Origin of the sequence: Sediminibacter sp. Hel_I_10 (assembly GCF_000688335.1) — a bacterium.
Lineage (GTDB): Bacteria > Bacteroidota > Bacteroidia > Flavobacteriales > Flavobacteriaceae > Psychroserpens.
Genome location: NZ_JHZX01000001.1, coordinates 1879179 through 1897538, shown reverse-complemented (window position 1 = coordinate 1897538; position 18360 = coordinate 1879179). Strand labels below are relative to the sequence as shown.

The window sequence follows — 18360 nt, the reverse complement described above, 5'->3', positions numbered from 1 at the left end:
TAAAACGCGCACTTTGTCGAATTTCAAAAAGATGTTTTAACATTTTCTTTAGACTTAGATGTATAAAAAATAAATTCGCCCCAGGATTAGAATTAATTATAGGGATTATTTAAGAAATTCTATACCTAGCCTCGTTGAAAAACGGGGCTTTTTTTATGTCAAAATGTGCTCAACTTTTGCAATAACTTGTTCTGGAGATACACTTCTTAAGATGTTCTCGTAACCTTTAGGAAGCGTTTTGCCGTAAACGGACGTGGGAATTTGAGGATATTGTTTTCGGTCTGCTAAAGCCGCATTTTGCTTGCTTTGGTTAAAAGGATAAAAACCAGCATAGGGATGGGTCACCCCCCAAATGGTCACCACCTCAATACCCATCATTGCTGCCATATGGGCATTGCCAGAATCCATGGCAACCATAAGGTCTAGGTTAGATATGATATCAAGCTCTTGACTTAGGGAGAATTTTCCGGCCAAATTAAGTACTTGACTTTTGTTTTCCGAAAGCTTTTTGAGCAATAACTCTTCCTCTTTGCCAGCACCAAAAAGTAAAACTTTGTAGCGTTTTGATAAGTCATCAATAACGGTTTCCATAAGATCGATAGGGTAGACCTTGCCAGCAAAAGCTGCAAAAGGAGCAACCCCTATCCATCGCTTCGTGTCTTTACCAATAAAGGTAACGAGTTCTTCATCTAAAGAAGCTCGTTCTGGAAATGTAGGGTTTGATAAGTCAACTTGAAAACCCAAGCCTTCTAAGACATCTGCATAACGTTGGTGTGAGGTTTTTAGTTGTTTGAAATGCTGACCAGTAACCAAGGCTTTTTTCTCAGCCCGACCTTTGTTGATTTGTACTGTTTGTTTTCCGAAGAAAAAGAATATTATTTTTAGAATATTGCTGCGCAGTACATTATGAAAGTCCGCAACCACATCAAACTTGAGGAGTTTTAACTCTTTGGCCAAACGCCATAATCCCAGAAGTCCACTATGTCGCCCTTTGAGATCTGCCTCAAACACTGAAACATTTTTCAGATCCCTAAAGAAGGGTTTGAAAAAAGACTTGGTTACCACCGTAACCTTGATATCTGGATATGTTTGGGTAAATGCCCTTAAGACGGGAACGGTCATGGCCACATCGCCCATTGCAGACAATCTTATAACTAAAATATGCTTATGGCTAGACTTCTGCATCATTTAGGTGACGCCTTAATTAGGTATCATTATTTCTGTGAGCGCAAGACTGGGTTGAGTTCATCATCATTATACATTTTCATCTGCTTGTAGACTTTCATGTATTTGTCTCCTTGGCTGATATCTTTTAATAATGTATCTATTGCAGTAGACAGATCTACTCGTTGTTCTAATAAAATATCAAGTTTTTTCTGGCAAGCTTCGCGATGTGCATTTGAGGCGTCTTCGCGAGTGGCTTCCTCATGCATATGATATATTTTAAGAGCTAAAATAGAAAGCCTATCTACACCCCAGGCAGGACTTTCTGTATTAATGGTTGCCTCATCCTTAGGAGAAACCGTTTTATATTTTTCAAGAAAATAGCTGTCAATATACTCCACCATATCTGTTCTGTCTTGGTTAGAGGCATCAATTTGACGCTTTAATTTTAACGCCGCTACAGGGTCAATATTAGGGTCTCTTATGATGTCCTCATAATGCCATTGTACCGTATCAATCCAACATTTTCTATATAGTAAATGCTCGATTAATTGGTCTTCTTTATGATAGGGATTGTGAAAAGATTGATCAACGCTATTTACTACATGATAGGTAGTTATAACCTCTTGAAAGATGGTATTGGCTTTTTTTGAAAACATAAACGCTTAAATTAAAGTACAAATATATGGGGAATTATTAACTTTAGACCTCTAAATACCCATCAAGCATGCAGGTTCATAACTTATCTGAAGACAACTCGATTCTTAACTCATTTATTGCAGAACTGCGTGATGTAAACATACAGCAGGATCGGATGCGCTTTAGGAGAAACATTGAGCGCATTGGGGAAGTTTTGGGCTATGAGTTGAGTAAAACGCTTCAGTTTAAAGATCAAATTATTAAAACACCTCTTGGAGAATCCCATACACAGATTTATAACAGTGATATCGTTTTATGTTCAATTTTAAGAGCAGGGGTGCCTTTGCATAACGGCCTGCTTAACTATTTTGACGATGCTGAAAATGCTTTTATTTCGGCATATCGACATCACAAGCACGATCCCGAAAGTTTTGAGATTATTGTGGAGTATTTGGCCTGTCCAAATCTTGAGGGTAAAACCTTGCTGTTGGCTGACCCTATGCTAGCTACGGGTCAATCTATGGTAGCTACATTTGAAGCACTAAAGCCTTTTGGAACTCCTAAAGAGGTGCATCTGGTAAGTGTTATAGGGGCAAAAGAAGGCGTTGATTTTGTGTCAAAACACTTTTCGAAAACTACGCACCTTTGGATTGCAGCGGTAGATGATCAATTAAGTGACAAAGGCTATATTGTCCCTGGTCTAGGAGATGCTGGTGACTTGGCTTTTGGACAAAAACTACAAAACTAAAATCACGAAAGGCGTGACAACCAAAAGCCAAAGAAAACTTTCTTTGAACCACTTTTCTGAGATAATTTCTAAGTAGTTGGTAATAATAATTGCCAATGGTGTGAACAGAAAAATGAACTCACTTCCATTTTTTGAAGGAGCAACAGCAATTACAAATAGACAAAGGATTAAATTAAAGACGATGAGTTTAAAAGTGGGTCTATGACTTTTCATTTTTGATTTAATGTTCCTCAGATAGTAAAACAAGGACCATAGCCCCAAAGAAAACAATACGGTAGTTCCAATAATAATGCGCTTAGAGTTTAGAGAACTGAAATCTAAACTGTATGCTGTAAATGTCTTCAGACCGTTAAGAATCTCAATATTCATTAGGATTCTATAACAAACAACGATAATGCCCACAGTTGCCAATCCCACTAGAGGGATGAGATAATTTTTTATTTCACTAAAACTATACACTAAAAGCGCCACGTAAATCAAGATAAAAAACACGATACACCAAAAATAGAGTAAGGAGGCAGCCGCAACCCAAAAGGCGGCGTCAAAAAGTTTTTTCTTTACATCGCGATGGGTTCTAAGGCTCAACATACGGCGTAAGGCAAAAATCAAAAATAGGTTGGCCAATACAATCTTTGCGTTCATTAATGTCTCTGGTAAAATGGCAACAAAAACCAAAAACAAGAGCATTTTGAAGCTGTTTTTTTGAGTGAGTTTATTTTTAGTCACAAAAAAATCAAAGACAAATACTGAAATGATCAACGCGATAAAAACGCCCAATTGTTTCAAGATCCAAAGGGTGTCAAGTTCTTGAACTTGCACATTAAGTCTTGAAACTGTGAAAATGACCAAAAGTAAAATGCCAAGCACTACATAATGGATAGGTTTTGATTTATTGAAAAACACCGAGAGCATTGCGATAGTTTAATCGAATTTAAATTCTCAATTTGAAAACAAATACGTAATTTTGTGCGGTAAATATAAGAGTATATCAACTGAAACGTTTATCGGTTTCTGAAATATTGTGACAATGAAAGATTTTTTTTACGCTATTCAAGATTTATTTGTAGACGTTCTTTTTGCACCTTATGATGCATTAAGAGCTTTGGAGTTAGATAACTGGTGGGCTGCAAACTTTGCATCTTGGTTATTTATCATTGTTGGTATTGTGGCTTTTGTCTATTGGATGCTACAACTTAAGAAGTACAATGATAATGATGAGGAGAACAAAAGCATTACCTCACATTCTTACCTATAATATGAGTTTTGATCTCGATGTTTAATCGAGATCAAATCCAATATCTTTACGATAATTGATCTTATCAAAATGTAGTTTTGCTATAGTTTGGTAAGATTTTTTTATGGCCTCTTGATAGCTGTCCCCATAAGAGGTTATCGCCATGACGCGCCCTCCTGAAGTTACTATTTTACCATCTTTTAAAACAGAGCCAGCATGGAAAGCAATAGAGTCTGTAATGGTTTCAAGTCCAGAGATTTCTTTTCCTTTTTCATAAGCCTCAGGATATCCACCAGAAACAAGCATCACGGTAGTTGCTGCACGGTTATCAATATCAATTTGAATCTCATTAAGGCGTTCTTCAGAAATCGCTTTAAAAAGAGAAACGAGATCATTTTTAAGTCTTGGTAAGACAACTTCTGTTTCTGGATCACCCATTCTTACATTGTACTCAATCACCTTAGGATCATCTCCAACTTTGATAAGACCTATAAAAATAAATCCTTTATACGGGAGCTTATCTTTTATCAAACCATCTACCGTTGGCTTTACAATTTGATCTTCTACTTTTTTCAAAAAGCTTTCAGAAGCAAATGGAACGGGAGAAATGGCACCCATGCCGCCAGTATTAAGACCAGTGTCACCTTCACCAATTCTTTTGTAATCTTTGGCTGTAGGTAATATTTTATAATGCTTACCGTCGGTTAAGACAAAGCAACTCAATTCAATACCATCCAAAAATTCTTCAATGACCACTTTTTGACTTGCATCTCCAAACTTAGCATCTAGAAGCATGCTTTTTAATTCGGTTTTGGCCTCGTTGAGGTCATTGAGTATCAATACGCCTTTTCCGGCAGCTAGACCGTCTGCTTTTAAAACATAGGGAGGTGTAAGTGTTTCTAAAAAAGCGTATCCTTCGGAAATGTTTTCAGCATTAAAACTTTGGTAGGCTGCAGTAGGAATATGATGCCGAATCAAAAATTCTTTAGCAAACTCCTTACTACCCTCTAAAGCCGCAGCAGCCTTTTGTGGCCCTATCACAGCAACAGTTTTTAACGTGTCATCATTCAAGAAAAAATCATGAATACCCAAAACCAAAGGATCTTCTGGGCCAACCACCACCATATCAATTTGGTGCTCTATCACCAAAGCCTTAATGGCTTCAAAATCTGTGACATTAATGTTGACGTTAGTGGCTATTTGAGCAGTACCAGAATTTCCAGGTGCAACATATAGTTTCTCACATTTAGGGCTTTGAGCTAATTTCCAAGCGAAGGTATGTTCCCTTCCGCCAGAACCAAGAATTAGAATGGTCATAAAAGTTGTTGATTTTGTGTAAAAATAATAGTTTTTAGTGGCTCCAAGAGGATTGTAAGGCGAGTTTTTTTCTTTACTTTACATCAAATACTAGTGCTGTTTTTTGTGAAATTGTTTGACCTTACCTTAAAATTGAATGGCTTTCCGCTGGAAAAAGCAAAGCGAGAGTTGACTGCTATTCAAGAAATAAAAGAACAGGCTTTCGATTCATTTCTATCCAAAAAACGAAAAGATATCCTTGACTTTCATATTAAGAACAACCCCTTTTATAAAGCGATAGTTCATTCTCGTGACATTTCAGATTGGGAGCACCTTCCAGTAATGACCAAACGCGACCTACAATCTTCTTTAGAAGAACGGCTCTCTCATGGCTTTTCTTCAAAGCATGTCTATATCAATAAAACGTCTGGCTCTTCTGGCGATCCCTTTATTTTTGCCAAAGACAAGTTTTGTCACGCCATGACTTGGGCAGTGATACAAAACAGATTTGGTTGGTACGGTTTAGATTTTAATAGCTCGAAGCAAGCGCGATTTTACGGCATTCCGCTTGATAAAAAGGGGTATTACAAAGAGCGTCTTAAAGATGCTTTTGGGAATCGATATCGGTTTTCGGTTTTTGATTTGAGCGATGCAGCTTTTGAGACCTGTTTACAAAAGTTTGAGCGTAGCCCTTTTGATTATATTAATGGCTACACCAGTTCTATTGTGCAGTTTGCTAAATTTTTGAAAACACGTGATCTTAAATTAAAATCCATCTGTCCCTCGCTTAAGGTGTGTATCGTTACTTCGGAAATGTTATTTGAAGACGATAGGCAGTTAATGGAAGAGGCGTTTGGAGTGCCTATTGTCAATGAATATGGCGCCTCTGAGTTAGATTTGATTGCTTTTCAAAATCCAAAAGGTGACTGGCAAGTAAATAGTGAAACGCTTTATGTTGAGATATTGAATGCGCAAGGTGAGGTTGTTCCTAATGGAACAGAAGGCCGAATCGTCATTACCTCACTTTATAATAAAGCACATCCTTTCATACGCTACGATATTGGGGATATAGGACAGTTATCTAAAGCCAGTACACTTCAAAAACCGATTTTAGAAAAATTAGTGGGGAGAACCAACGATATTGCTATTTTGCCAAGCGGAAAAAAAGCAGCAGGTTTGACCTTTTACTACATTACCAAAAGTATTATTGAAAACGACGGAAACGTCAAGGAATTTGTAATTGAACAGCAGAAGCGTCATCTTTTTAAAATTACTTATGTGAGCGAAACGTTACTTTCAGAAGAAAAAAAGAACACCATTTTGAAAGCGATAGTTACCTATCTCGAAGATGGCCTTACCGTAAATTTTGAACGGAAAGAGCGTTTATCACGATCTGATAGTGGAAAACTCAAACAATTTTCTTCCCTGGTTAATATTGAAGACTCATGAAGGACATTGCCATTATAACAAGTTATTTTCCTCCAGAAACTGGGGCGGCCTCTAACCGAATTTTTCATTTGGCTCATGGATTAAAACAGATGGATTATAAGGTTCAAGTATTGACACCTTTGCCCAATTACCCTACCGGTCAAATTTTTGATGGGTACAGAGGGCGGTTCAAACACATTTCAAATGAAGACGGATTGACCATTAATCGTTTATGGATTTATGCCAGCAACTCAAAAAACAAAGCTTTAAGACTTTTAGCGATGTTGTCTTACAGTTTTAGCTTGGTCTGGTTTTTTATGTGGAATACATTACCAAAGACTGTCATTGTGCAATCGCCCCCACTATTGGTCGCCTTTACGTGTATGTTGTTTTTGCGTTCTAAAAAGCGCAAGCTAATTTTAAATGTGAGTGATCTTTGGCCAATTGCAGGGTTAGAGCTTGGTGTTTTCAAAAAGAATTGGAGCTATAGACTTTTAGAGCGTATTGAAGCATTCAACTATAGAAATGCTGACTTAGCATTAGGTCAAAGTGAAGAGATCTTGACACATATCACATCAATTTCTCCAACTGTTCCCCAATTTTTATATCGAAACTATCCAGATTTTGAACCTCCTAAATTGCAGGGCAATTTGATAGAGAAAAAGAAACTTACCATTGTTTATGCCGGTCTTTTAGGTATTGCACAAGGGATTTATAAGCTGTGCCAGAACATAGATTACAATAACATTGAGTTGCATATCTATGGTTCTGGAGCTGAGCAATCTAAAATTGAAAGGTTTATTCCAGAAAATAAAAGTCTTCCTATATACTACCACGGTCAAGTGGGCAGAGCAGAACTCCATAAGGTGTTATTGCAATATGATTTGGCCATCATACCGTTGTTAAACCGAATTTATGGATCTGTACCCTCAAAGATTTTTGAATATGCACGATTGGGTCTACCAATGTTATATTTTGGAGGCGGTGAGGGAGAGACTGTCATTAAGGAATTTAAACTGGGCTGGATTGCAGAGGCAGCTAATTATGACGCGCTCAATGAAGTAATTTCAAGTATTGAAGTTGGGATGATTACGAACGATTTCCGAAGAGAGATACAGCAATCAGCAGTCTCCCATTTTAATTTTAATGAGCAATTAAGACACTTAAAAGAGGTACTTTAATAAGCTTTGTCATCTCCCTTGATGGCGCTTAAAAAGGTACGAGTAATGATTTTTAAATCGAGAAGCAAAGACCAGTTTTCAATATAGAATATATCATATTTTACTCTACCAATAATGTCTTTGTCTGTTTCAATTTCTCCTCTATATCCGCTTATTTGCGCTAAGCCAGTAATGCCTGGTTTTACAAAATGGCGTACCATAAATTTGTCAATTTTCTTGGCATATATGTTTGTGTGGCTTACCATGTGAGGTCTAGGTCCAACCACAGACATGTCTCCAAAAAGTACATTGAAAAATTGAGGTAATTCATCAATACTTGTTTTTCTTATAAACCTCCCAATTTTAGTGATACGCTGATCTCCACGTGTGGCTTGGTATAAATGTGCATCTTGATTTGGTGTCATAGACCTAAACTTATAACAATCAAATTCTTTAAAGTTAAAGCCGTTTCTAGACTGTTTAAAAAAGACGGGGCCCTTAGATTCTAACTTAATAAATATCGCAATGATTGGTGTTAGCCAAGATAACACGAATATGATGATGAAACTTGAGAAGAGAATGTCGAACGTTCTTTTGATTACGGTGTTAAGAGAATCTTCTAGAGCAATATTTCTTAAGGAAAGTATGGGGATATAATCATAATATTCGTACTTAAGTTTCTTAGAGTAAATCTCTTTGTTGTCTGGCAGAAACTTTAAAATCTTGAGATTGTTATCGGCAAAATCTACTATTTCACTAATCTGTAAGTTGGTTAGTTCTGAAATGGAACAGTAAATCTCATCAATTTGTTCTTCTTTAATAAACCGAAAGCATTCGTTCAGATTAATTAATTTTCGTTCTTTAAAACTAAAGGTCTTTGTATGAATGTAGCCATATTCTGGGTTCTTATTAAAAAACTGCTCTAAGGCCAAGGTTTTTTTATTGGCGCCAAAAATCACCGTTCTTCTGTAATTTCCGCCGAAGGATACCCGATATTTCTGCAGAAGGTAGTAGATGGCAAATTTGAAGAAACTAATACTTAGAAATACAGCGACGCTATAATTAAAAATGGTGATTGGATAAATATTCTGTTCATGGTAATATCCAGAAAATGCAAATATAATGAGTGTAAATAAGACGAGTTGTGTTAAGATAAAGGACAATATTTTTACCTCTCTGGTATATCGGTATACTTCATAAAAGTTAGAATATACAGAAAGGATGATCCATGATAAAGACGCAAACCCCACAAATATGACGGGATCAATATTTTTAAAAAAATAAAACACAGCAAAACCATTGACAATGCTCAAATCAATGAGATATGAAATAGGTCTTAGGTATCCAGAATATCGGCCTTGTTTAAATAAACTCAAATTGTTTTAATTGAAATTTTAAATAATTTCCCTCAATTAAGGAAAGCATATTTTTCCAAAGATAAACCGCGGTATGTTTTGAGCGAAATTTAATTCAAAAATTCAGAAAACCTCTCTTTTAATTTGAAGATTTCGATGTGCAAATACTTTTAAGATTTGAACTTTTCTTTTAAAACTAAAAAAATGAATTTTGAATTGCCAATAAGATAACGTTTCCACATGCGTTTAGGTTCTTGTAGAAAGCGATAAAACCACTCTAAACCTACATTCTGCATCCACAATGGTGCTCTTTTTATTTTACCAGACACCACATCAAAACTACCGCCAACTCCCATTATAAAACTTACGTTTTTCAAATATTTTTTGTTATTGTATAAAAAATTTTCTTTAGTTGGAGAGCTAATTGCTACAAATAAGATATTAGCATTGCTGCTTGAAATCTGCTTAGCTATTTCCTCTTCCTCGGTAATGTCGAAATAACCATTGCGGTATCCCGCGATAATATCTGGAGAAAATTTTGTGGAATAAGTTTCAACTACTTTCTTGACGATCTCTTCTTTGGCTCCAAGGAAAAAGATTTTATAATTTTTAGAATGGGCTAAGTCTATTATATTAGACATTAAATCTATTCCTGCTACTCGCTCTTTTAGAGGCTTATTTAAAAATTTAGAGGCCCAAACTACGGCTTGACCATCTGCATTGATCAAATCGCTGGAGTTTACGCTCAATCTTAATTCAGCATCCTCTTGCATAGCGACAATTTTACCAGCATTAACAACAACGTGATGCAACTGCTTTCCATTGGAAATCGTGTTTTCAACCAATAGCAAGGTTTCTTGCATATTGAGATTATGAATGTAAGCTTTGAGGATGTTTATTTTGTTCATCTATGTGATAAGGCGTTGCAGTAAAAAAGGAGTACATTATGAATAATCCGGCAAAGTTAGTTAAAAGTTTACCCCCTAGAAAACTAAGAATAAGTATAATGATAAAAATAGCAGTATCCTTACGATTTATAAATTCTTTACTAATACGATAGAAAATCCATAAAAAAAGAGCAGTACCAAGTATTCCCCAAAAAAAGAGTAAGTCGAACATTTCCATTTCGACCCGATAGTCGATAAATTCACGATTATAAAATAAGATATCCATAATTTGAACTTCGCCGTTAAAAATTCTTGTAAAAGAATTAATAGCATTTGAAAACCTCGTACTCGATATGGCTGATAGCAACCCATCCTTCTCATATATTATGATGTGTTCCTTAAAAATATTTGTAAAAAAACTTATTGCGAAGGTTTTATAGTATAATAGTGTAATTGTAACAGTACTTAATGCTACATAGAAAGAATATTTATTATAATCAAAGAGTTTTATCACTAAAAAAATAAGCGCTAAAAAAATAACCATTTTTGTTCCCACTAAAATTGCAATTAATACATTTAAAACTATAAGTATCTTATTTCTTTTTAATGGTGGATATATAAGATTAACTAAAATATAAAAGCTATAGATATAATTAGTATCGCTAATCATATTGATAAAACCATTGTACCCTAGCCGATCTCCCCTATAGGTCTCAAAAAATTTTAAATCGAAAACAAGCCCAATAATTATTAGTGCAGAATTTAATAATAATAATCGATCTATATAAGTTAGTATTTTATACTTATTAGATTTGTTATACTCTTTAAAAAAAATTAAAAACAATAAGACGTATAAGTATCGTACAGCGTAAATATAAAAATCTATTTTTACGCTACCGTTATATATTAATAGCTCAAATAACAAATAACAGCAAAGACATAGCAGGTATTTTGATAATTTATTCTTATCGTCTTTAAGAGCTAAAAAAAAAGTGAAGACAACAAATACCAATTTTATGAAAAAGCTTAAAGAAACATATAAACCACTGTAATGAAAGCCATAGATTTTGGTAATAAACTCACTGAAAAGAATAATTGTTATTACTATTTGAGGACTATTTTTTCTAAAATAAGTATCAAGCATAACATTGTTTGTTTATTGTTAGCACTTTTTTTTATTACCGCTCCTTTAAAATATAATTTGAACTCAATATCCGTTATATTACTATTAGGTTATAGTGTGGTAAAATATAAAGATTTTAAGGTTAAAAAATTCTGGGAATTTTATCCCTTTTATCTATACTATTTTATTGTGTGCTTTAGTATTTTCTACACTGCGAATATAGAAAATGGATTCAAGTACTTTTTAAACCAAGTACCCTTTTTAATTTTTCCTTTTATATTTTCTACAATTACCGTTAAGGAAAAAGCCTTAAAAAAAATTATCCGTATTTATATTTATTGGATCTGTGCGCTTATTATCTATAGTGAACTCTCAACAATTTGGAGCATTTTGGCTAATGGTGATAGTCTCTTTTTATTGTTTAGAAAGGATTATTCCTATATAGATTTAGCTAATAAAATTGACATACATCCTCCCTACATGATGCTTCAGGTTTCATTTTGTATTATTTATTTAATTTCAAATTTCAAGACTTCTAGTATTCATAAATTTTTGAGTATTGCAATTTTGCTTTTGATGTTTTTTTATTCAGTTCATTTATCTAGCAGAATGCCTTTAGCCGCACTAGTCTTAGTGTCTATATTCTTAACGTATTTAAAATTTAAAACACCTTATGGCAAAATAAAAACAGTTTTTAGTCTCATTTTATTAGGTCTTGTATTTTCCTTTATTTTATTTAATGTTAGATCAACTCGCTATCGGTTTCAAGAGCTTATTGGGATGCAGTATTCAAATGGAGTATATATAAAATCTGGATACTCTAAAATAATCCAATGGGAGTCTGCTATTGAGGGAAATAAAAATTTTATTTTTGGTAATGGGGCCGGAGATGCTAACCAAAGTATTATTGAAAGTAATTATAAAAACAATCTATTAAAAAGTGCAAGACTCAGTTACAATGCTCATAATCAATATATTCAAACCTATGTTGGGATTGGTATTATTGGAGTTGTGATTCTCTTATTTTTATTGTACAGTTCATTTTTACAACCTTCCAAAAAGTTACTTTATCTTACTGCTAAAGCTTTTATAATTTATTTAATAATTGTTTTTATGACAGAATCTTACCTTGAACGACATCATGGAATAATGTTTGTCAGCTTTATTTTATGTCTTTTCAACTCTAAAGAAGATCGTTAAAATAGATTGAGGGATTTATTTTTTAATTTCATAAATAAGCTCATTGTCATTATTTATAATTTTAATTTGGTCTTCTTCATCTACTACTTCAAAACTTAAAGCTTCACCATAGTTGCCATTTTTTACCTCAATTAACGTTACTATTTGCGCCTTTTTATTTTTAGCCTTTTTTGAAAAAACTACCATATTGCCATCAATGGCTTTCCCGTAGCCCAAAGTATTCACTCCTCGAAATTCATGAGAATCGATGTTGCTTGAAAAAACGTTAACTTTTGATGGGGCTATATATTGATTAAAGATTAAATCATTTTTTTTAAAGTTTAAAACCCATTTAGTATTACCCGCTTCCTCAAAATTATAAAAACCGCTGCCAAGATTAAAAATTTGATTTAGTTCAAACTCATTATCGTCACTTAAACTTGTCACACTATCACTTATTAAAATAAAATTTGGTTTAAAAACCAATAAAGCTCTTTTCAACATGAATGATTTAGTTTTTAAACTCGACTCAATTATAGCGTAATTTTCATTTATTGTAAAATTTTCAATTTTCACATCATTGGAATCGATTTTTTTAAAATTGAACTCTTGATTGTTAACTGTAATTCCACTATGCGCAAATGTGGTTCTTACAAATTTAGAAATACTGTCTTTTTCATATCCTAAATGTCCTGCGTCGGTTATTAAATCTTCATTATTACTCGATAAAGTAATTGACATAAAATCGTTATGCTTATGAACTGGCGATAGGTTTGTATTGATAAAGGATAAATAGGTTCGCTCTATAGCTTTAACAGCGTTCAAATCACCTAAAGCCTGCTCTTTATATATGAAATAACCGCTTTTCGGGAAAACCTTGAAAGCGCTATTTCTTTTTACATGGCCTGCATCCTTTTTGGGAATAGAACCAACATTTGATGAATCAGGAGTGGCTCCGTATTTTTCAATTAAATTCATTGGATATTTAGAATAATAGGTGTCACCAATGATTGGCATTGTATTATTCGGCTTAATTATAGCTTCAGCAAAAAGTTTCATTTCACCTATTTTAGAATCCCAATCTTTATTGTATTTTAAATCATAACTAGTAAAAAGCTCTGTGATTTCTATTAAAAGGTCTAATACATAAAGATGATACCCTGGACTGTTTTCCGTACACACGCCTTCATCTGTAACTTCAATGTCAAAAATATTATCTAATCTTTCAATAGCTTTTTCCTGCCACTTTTGTCCTTCTTTAAAATTCAATAGTTGTGATACTTGGAGTAAGGCTCTGTCAATCATCACTGCGTGATTACCTTGGGTATAGTTTGAGTCTAAGTAAAGCCATTCACAATGAAAACTTAACATTTCTATAATTTTACTTCTTAACCTCTTTTCATCAGGATAAGTAAAATAAACATGTAATAAATTAAGAACTCTGTTTGCAACAGCATGATCATTCCATACATCGGAAGATAAGTCCTTGGGTTGCTCTGTGAAATCACTTTTATAATGAGCATACCATGAGTATATTATTTCCTTAGACTTGTTTATATCGGCAACATCTTTTGTGTAATTATAATCTTCGGCTAAAAAACCTAACATTCTTAAACTTTGGAAATATAATCGCCAGGATTTATTATTATATGGGTTAGCATCCCAATTAATGGCATCATTATACTTAAAAGGTTTCCATAAATTAAAAACATAAATTTCATTATTAACAATATAATTCTTCGCTTCGGCTGCTACGTTTTTTGTTATGTCAACTCTTTTAGTTAATTTATTTAAGCTTTCCGCATTAGAGTAATTTTGCTTCTGTGCACAACCAAAATTCATAAATAAAAAGATAAATATTATGTTTATAGTTGATTTCATGTTTTTAATTTTTTATATATGATATCATACTTCTTCGCATTATTACTCCAACTTCTATTTTCAGTCACATATTTATATGCTTGGCTAATTATTTTAAAATCTAGACCATTTTTCACTAATTGCATAATTGAGCGCTCTAAAGCTTCGAGTGAATCACTCTTAAACAAAATTCCGTTAAAGTTATCTGTTATCAATTCTTTCATACCGCCAACATCACTTGCTATTACTAATTTCTTATACGCCATAGCCTCTAAAGGCTTTAAAGGGGTAACAGTATCAGAAATTTTTGATTTAATTCTAGGGTTAATTATCACATCTATATTTTTAAAAGCAAGGTTTATTTTGTCAGACTCTACACGGCCTTTGAAAATAACATTTTTAACTCCCAGATTCTCTTTTAAATTGATGAGCTCGTTTAGAAACGTCCCAGACCCGTAAATATAGAATTTATTAGTAAATTCTTCGCTTTCAAGCTTAGCCCATAACTTTATAATTAAATCTAAACCTTCAATGGGGCTTACACTGCCGATATAACCAAATCTTAAAGGAAACGTTTGATTGTAATCAATGGTCTTATCTATTAAAGATAAACTTACAGCGTTTGTTATGACTTCAACATTTCTAATTCCCCGATCACTAATGTTCTGTCTTAAATTTTCGTTTATAACAATGACTTTATCAGCTCTTTTCATACACTCCGTTTCAATATATGAAATAATTTTAGGTTGTATTTTTTTTATATAGTTGTTGGCGCCATTTTTTTCTCTCTCTTCCCACAAGGAACGCACCTCATATACTACAGGAATCTTAAACTTTCTTCCCAATACAATAGCAACTATAGCACAAAAAAAGGTTGCATGTGCATGTAAAATATCAGGTTTTTCTACGCTTAGAATTAGTTTTACTTTTTTGTAAAATGAAAAAATGGCAAAACTTTTAAGGATTCTTTTATTTAAAGGCGTCTTGCTTTCTTTGACTAAATAATCAGGCTTATTATTATAGGTTCTATAGTGTTTAATATCATTAATTATATCTAATTCCGAATCACTAATTCCATTTTGAAATGGACTAGAAACAACAACCGGATTAAGGCCAACATCTCTTTGTGCCATTACAATATCTCTCGTTCTAATACTTGAACCAGATATATTGGGTAGCGATTGATATACTATGTGAAGGATTTTCATTTTATGAATGTACTTTTTTCTTCAAAATATTCTGACTGAAAAGAAAAATAAATAAGAGTACCAGTGTTAAATAATTTTGATAAATAAATGAATTGGTCAAACTTAAAATAATAAATAATAATAGATAATACTTGAAGGATTTGACATCTGATAAATACTTTAAAAAATAAAAGAAAAAAATTAGAGGCAGAAAAAAGAACAAACCATATTTACCGTACAGCGTGGGTAATAATGAATCTAAATAAATGTTGTAATCGTCTAAATTCTTCCTATAATGAAACCAGGGAATGTAATATGTAAAACCTATTCCTTTTCCTAAAAAATAATTGACCAAACTAAATGATTCCAAAGCATTATAGAATGGACTGAGCCTTGTATTTAATATTGAAACTAAATATTCTAGAGATAATAATTTTTTAAATCTAAATAAGGCAGATGTTTCGCTTATTTTTTGAATATTGAAGACCATAAAGACCACTATGCTAAGTAAAGCAGAGAAGACTAAAAGAATCTTTCTGACTGATACTTTTTTTAAAAACGACAAGCCTATGAAAAAAAGTAATATTAGAGAAATCGTTCGATTTCCGGAAGCTAGCAGTGGAATTATAATATAGATCCAATTAGTAAAACTAATCCTTATATCATTTGCTAGGCAATGAAGTACATAAAAAGGAAGAACAAAAGTCGCATAATTCATGTATCTTACTTCATTTATACTAAAATAATTGTCCTTAGTAATATACTTGTGAATTTCATACTTATATAGTAAAAAATAAATGATTAATGAAAGTAAAAAATTCCATTTTATCAGTTTGTTAATATAGTTATAATCTAATTTTAAGCTACCATTTAGTTTAACAAATACATATAGTATTACACCAAAAACAATAAATCTCAAATCTTTAAAAATATTAATTATAGTGTGGTCTAAAGCTAAGGGAATGGTTATTAGCACGAAGAACAGAAATGCAAGTATTGCCAACAAAATTTTATAATCAAGAACATAAAACTTGATGCTTTTAAATCTTAATTTAAGAAGTCCGCCTAAAATAAAAAACAAAAAAATAGGTATTTGAAAATTAATGTGCCAATTCGTATTTAAGTTCGTAAATGGAAACACAAAAATTATAAATGTAAAAAGTTTTGTATATTTTGAATTATTACAGTTTAAACCTAAAAGAAAAAATAATAAAGAAAATAAGATATATAATGCGACTCCCATAATTTTAAAATTTCTTCAATAGCTTTAATGGTGAACCACCATAAACACCACTATGATCAATAGATTTTGATACTAGAGAGTTTGCACCAACAACAACATTATCGGCTATACTAACACCCGGTAAAATGGTTACGTTACTCGCAATCCAAACATTATCGCCAATTAACACGGGATTTCTATCATAGCCCTGTAAACGAATTGGAACTTCCTTTCTATCAAATTTATGGTTTTGTGAGTAAATAATTACATTAGGTCCTATTAATACATCATTTCCGAGTGTAACATTGCCTCCAGCGTTAATTATTGTGCCCCGATTTATAGAAACATTATTTCCAATATTTAATTTTGAAGGGGAGTCTATATGAACCAAGTCCCAAACTTTAACATTTTGACCACATTTATAGGGTAAAAAGACATTTCTTAAAGTACAACCAATGTTTCCTGGTATTATTTTTAAAAACCCGTTAAACCACAATATTAGTTCATATTTAATTCTCATTTCTAGAAATATTTTTTCGAATAAAAACCCCAAATAAAAACTCTAATAAGCCATAAAAAAGAAAAAAAACATATTGTTATCACTACAGACTTATCCATAAAATAGAAAAACATTAAGATAATGAGTGACAAAAGAATAAAAATAAAATTCATTTTTTTTATATCATTCAAACCTGCCTTTACCCCTATGATAGCTGAAAAAAGAGAATAGATCATTTTAGTATTTCCCATAATTAGAAACATGGCTATAATTATGAAATTTTCTGCAAAATCTATTTTTAAAACATTCCATTCTGTCAAAAAATAGGCAAGTAAAATGATAAATCCCGTAAGTAACAGAGAAACTTTCAATATTGAAAGGATTCTCTTTTTGATATCTATGTCTCGATATTTAATATATACTAATTCTTTAAATCCCACATAACTCTGTAAAAGTGAAAATGGAAACAAAAAAACAGTTCCCAAATAAAAGTAATCACCAAATTCCTTTTTTGTGAATAAGAATTCAATAAAAAACCTATCTCCTTGAGCTAAAAATGACAATGTTAATAGTGCAATAGAAAAATGAAAACTAAATAGTAGTATTTCATTATAGCCCAATTTATCATTTAATTTAATTTTATTTTTTTTTATTAAGAATATAAACGATACGGTTATTACAATCCATAGGACAATGGTCACAATGCGCAAATAGTAAGCTAACTCACCTATAAATAAAAAATAAAAAGCAAGAAATCCTATTGTCAATTTCCAAGAATTTTGGATAGTCTGAGAATAGAAAAATTGACTTCCCAAACGAAACACATTATACAATAACATTGAACATATTACCCCTAACGAGAGGAAAAAGGTTGTGAAGTAATTAATATTTAATTTTAAAATCACAATAAAATAAACCGACGCTAATACTGAGCTAAACAAAGCAGCTATTAGCGCAATTTTGATCAATTTAACGTCGAGTAAGATTTTTTTATTCTCCCTAACCTCTGACAATCTCAAAAAAACTTGCTCTATGCCAAATACACCAAATGATGTTAAAAGTGTTAGCACAGTAATAATTATCGAGTATTGATAATAACCATCAACACTCATGACGTTTTTAAACCCTAGGTTTGCAATAAAAATACTCAATGACCCTAGAGCCATTACAGCTAATGAAGAGTGTTTTATGCTTAAATCTATAATCCTTTTAAACATAAATAACTTCTAAAGGTTATAATCTTACAATTCAAGTTGTTTCCTAAGAATTCACCTTTATAATCAGATGAAGGATAAAAATAAAATAATGTTTATCAACTTTGATAAGTTCTATATTTGATATGATATTCACCAATAGTATATCAAATGATATTTCAAAGC

Annotated in this window: 17 protein-coding genes; 5 read left to right on the top strand and 12 right to left on the bottom strand. The window is 32.5% G+C overall.

The features are described 5' to 3' along the window. Window positions 1–153 precede the first annotated feature (153 nt). Window positions 154–1188 (bottom strand): glycosyltransferase family 9 protein, encoded by a 1035-nt coding sequence (locus P176_RS0108465; protein ID WP_231481215.1) that lies wholly within the window; start codon window positions 1186–1188, stop codon window positions 154–156. A gap of 26 nt (window positions 1189–1214) precedes the next feature. After that, the gene (locus P176_RS0108460) at window positions 1215–1823 is read right to left on the bottom strand and encodes a DUF4254 domain-containing protein (protein WP_026754302.1); all 609 of its coding nucleotides are present in this window, start codon (window positions 1821–1823) and stop codon (window positions 1215–1217) included. A 68-nt stretch (window positions 1824–1891) separates the two neighbouring features. Here P176_RS0108460 and upp point away from each other — a divergent pair, with 68 nt between their 5' ends. Continuing rightward, window positions 1892–2551, top strand: a complete 660-nt coding sequence (gene upp, locus P176_RS0108455; protein ID WP_026754301.1) for a uracil phosphoribosyltransferase — start codon at window positions 1892–1894, stop codon at window positions 2549–2551. Here the strand turns inward: upp and P176_RS0108450 are convergent. Continuing rightward, window positions 2540–3463, bottom strand: a complete 924-nt coding sequence (locus P176_RS0108450) for a DUF6427 family protein (protein WP_026754300.1) — start codon at window positions 3461–3463, stop codon at window positions 2540–2542. The genes upp and P176_RS0108450 overlap by 12 nt on opposite strands. Window positions 3464–3578: 115 nt before the next feature. Between P176_RS0108450 and P176_RS0108445 the strand changes: the two genes are divergently transcribed. Then, complete coding sequence (locus P176_RS0108445; RefSeq protein ID WP_026754299.1) at window positions 3579–3806, top strand: hypothetical protein; 228 nt, start codon at window positions 3579–3581, stop codon at window positions 3804–3806. A gap of 21 nt (window positions 3807–3827) precedes the next feature. On the opposite strand, the gene purD is transcribed toward P176_RS0108445, so the two are convergent. Beyond that, a complete protein-coding gene (purD, locus tag P176_RS0108440; protein WP_026754298.1) occupies window positions 3828–5102 on the bottom strand; it encodes a phosphoribosylamine--glycine ligase in 1275 nt (424 codons plus the stop codon). Between the two features lie 105 nt (window positions 5103–5207). Between purD and P176_RS0108435 the strand changes: the two genes are divergently transcribed. Continuing rightward, window positions 5208–6530 carry a phenylacetate--CoA ligase family protein gene (locus tag P176_RS0108435; RefSeq protein ID WP_026754297.1) on the top strand — a complete coding sequence of 441 codons (1323 nt, stop codon included), beginning with the start codon at window positions 5208–5210 and terminating at the stop codon, window positions 6528–6530. Continuing rightward, window positions 6527–7690 carry a glycosyltransferase family 4 protein gene (locus P176_RS0108430; RefSeq protein ID WP_026754296.1) on the top strand — a complete coding sequence of 388 codons (1164 nt, stop codon included), beginning with the start codon at window positions 6527–6529 and terminating at the stop codon, window positions 7688–7690. The genes P176_RS0108435 and P176_RS0108430 overlap by 4 nt, the downstream gene beginning before the upstream one ends. On the opposite strand, the gene P176_RS0108425 is transcribed toward P176_RS0108430, so the two are convergent. The 3 genes from P176_RS0108425 to P176_RS0108415 form a co-directional block, all read right to left on the bottom strand. Continuing rightward, window positions 7687–9045: an undecaprenyl-phosphate glucose phosphotransferase gene (locus P176_RS0108425; RefSeq protein WP_026754295.1), complete on the bottom strand. Its 1359-nt coding sequence runs from the start codon at window positions 9043–9045 to the stop codon at window positions 7687–7689. The genes P176_RS0108430 and P176_RS0108425 overlap by 4 nt on opposite strands. Before the next feature lie 149 nt (window positions 9046–9194). Continuing rightward, window positions 9195–9932, bottom strand: coding sequence for a WecB/TagA/CpsF family glycosyltransferase (locus P176_RS0108420; protein ID WP_026754294.1), 738 nt, complete (start codon window positions 9930–9932; stop codon window positions 9195–9197). Further along, on the bottom strand, window positions 9895–10581 hold the full coding sequence (locus tag P176_RS0108415) for a hypothetical protein (protein WP_156032996.1): 687 nt from the start codon (window positions 10579–10581) through the stop codon (window positions 9895–9897). The genes P176_RS0108420 and P176_RS0108415 overlap by 38 nt, the downstream gene beginning before the upstream one ends. Window positions 10582–10962: 381 nt before the next feature. Here P176_RS0108415 and P176_RS0108410 point away from each other — a divergent pair, with 381 nt between their 5' ends. Further along, a complete protein-coding gene (locus P176_RS0108410; RefSeq protein WP_026754292.1) occupies window positions 10963–12234 on the top strand; it encodes an O-antigen ligase in 1272 nt (423 codons plus the stop codon). A 15-nt stretch (window positions 12235–12249) separates the two neighbouring features. Here P176_RS0108410 and P176_RS0108405 read toward each other — a convergent pair whose 3' ends face one another. The 5 genes from P176_RS0108405 to P176_RS0108385 all read right to left on the bottom strand — a co-directional run bounded on the left by P176_RS0108405 (window position 12250) and on the right by P176_RS0108385 (window position 18198). Then, entirely contained in the window at window positions 12250–14094 is a 1845-nt protein-coding gene (locus P176_RS0108405; protein ID WP_081820693.1) for a heparinase II/III family protein, read from the bottom strand. Then, entirely contained in the window at window positions 14091–15206 is a 1116-nt protein-coding gene (locus tag P176_RS0108400) for a glycosyltransferase family 4 protein (RefSeq protein ID WP_197022156.1), read from the bottom strand. The genes P176_RS0108405 and P176_RS0108400 overlap by 4 nt, the downstream gene beginning before the upstream one ends. A gap of 76 nt (window positions 15207–15282) precedes the next feature. After that, window positions 15283–16503 carry a DUF6369 family protein gene (locus tag P176_RS20820; protein WP_026754289.1) on the bottom strand — a complete coding sequence of 407 codons (1221 nt, stop codon included), beginning with the start codon at window positions 16501–16503 and terminating at the stop codon, window positions 15283–15285. Between the two features lie 4 nt (window positions 16504–16507). Beyond that, on the bottom strand, window positions 16508–17002 hold the full coding sequence (locus tag P176_RS0108390; RefSeq protein ID WP_037349211.1) for an acyltransferase: 495 nt from the start codon (window positions 17000–17002) through the stop codon (window positions 16508–16510). A 2-nt stretch (window positions 17003–17004) separates the two neighbouring features. Next, window positions 17005–18198, bottom strand: coding sequence for a hypothetical protein (locus P176_RS0108385; RefSeq protein WP_026754287.1), 1194 nt, complete (start codon window positions 18196–18198; stop codon window positions 17005–17007). Between the last annotated feature and the right edge of the window lie 162 nt (window positions 18199–18360).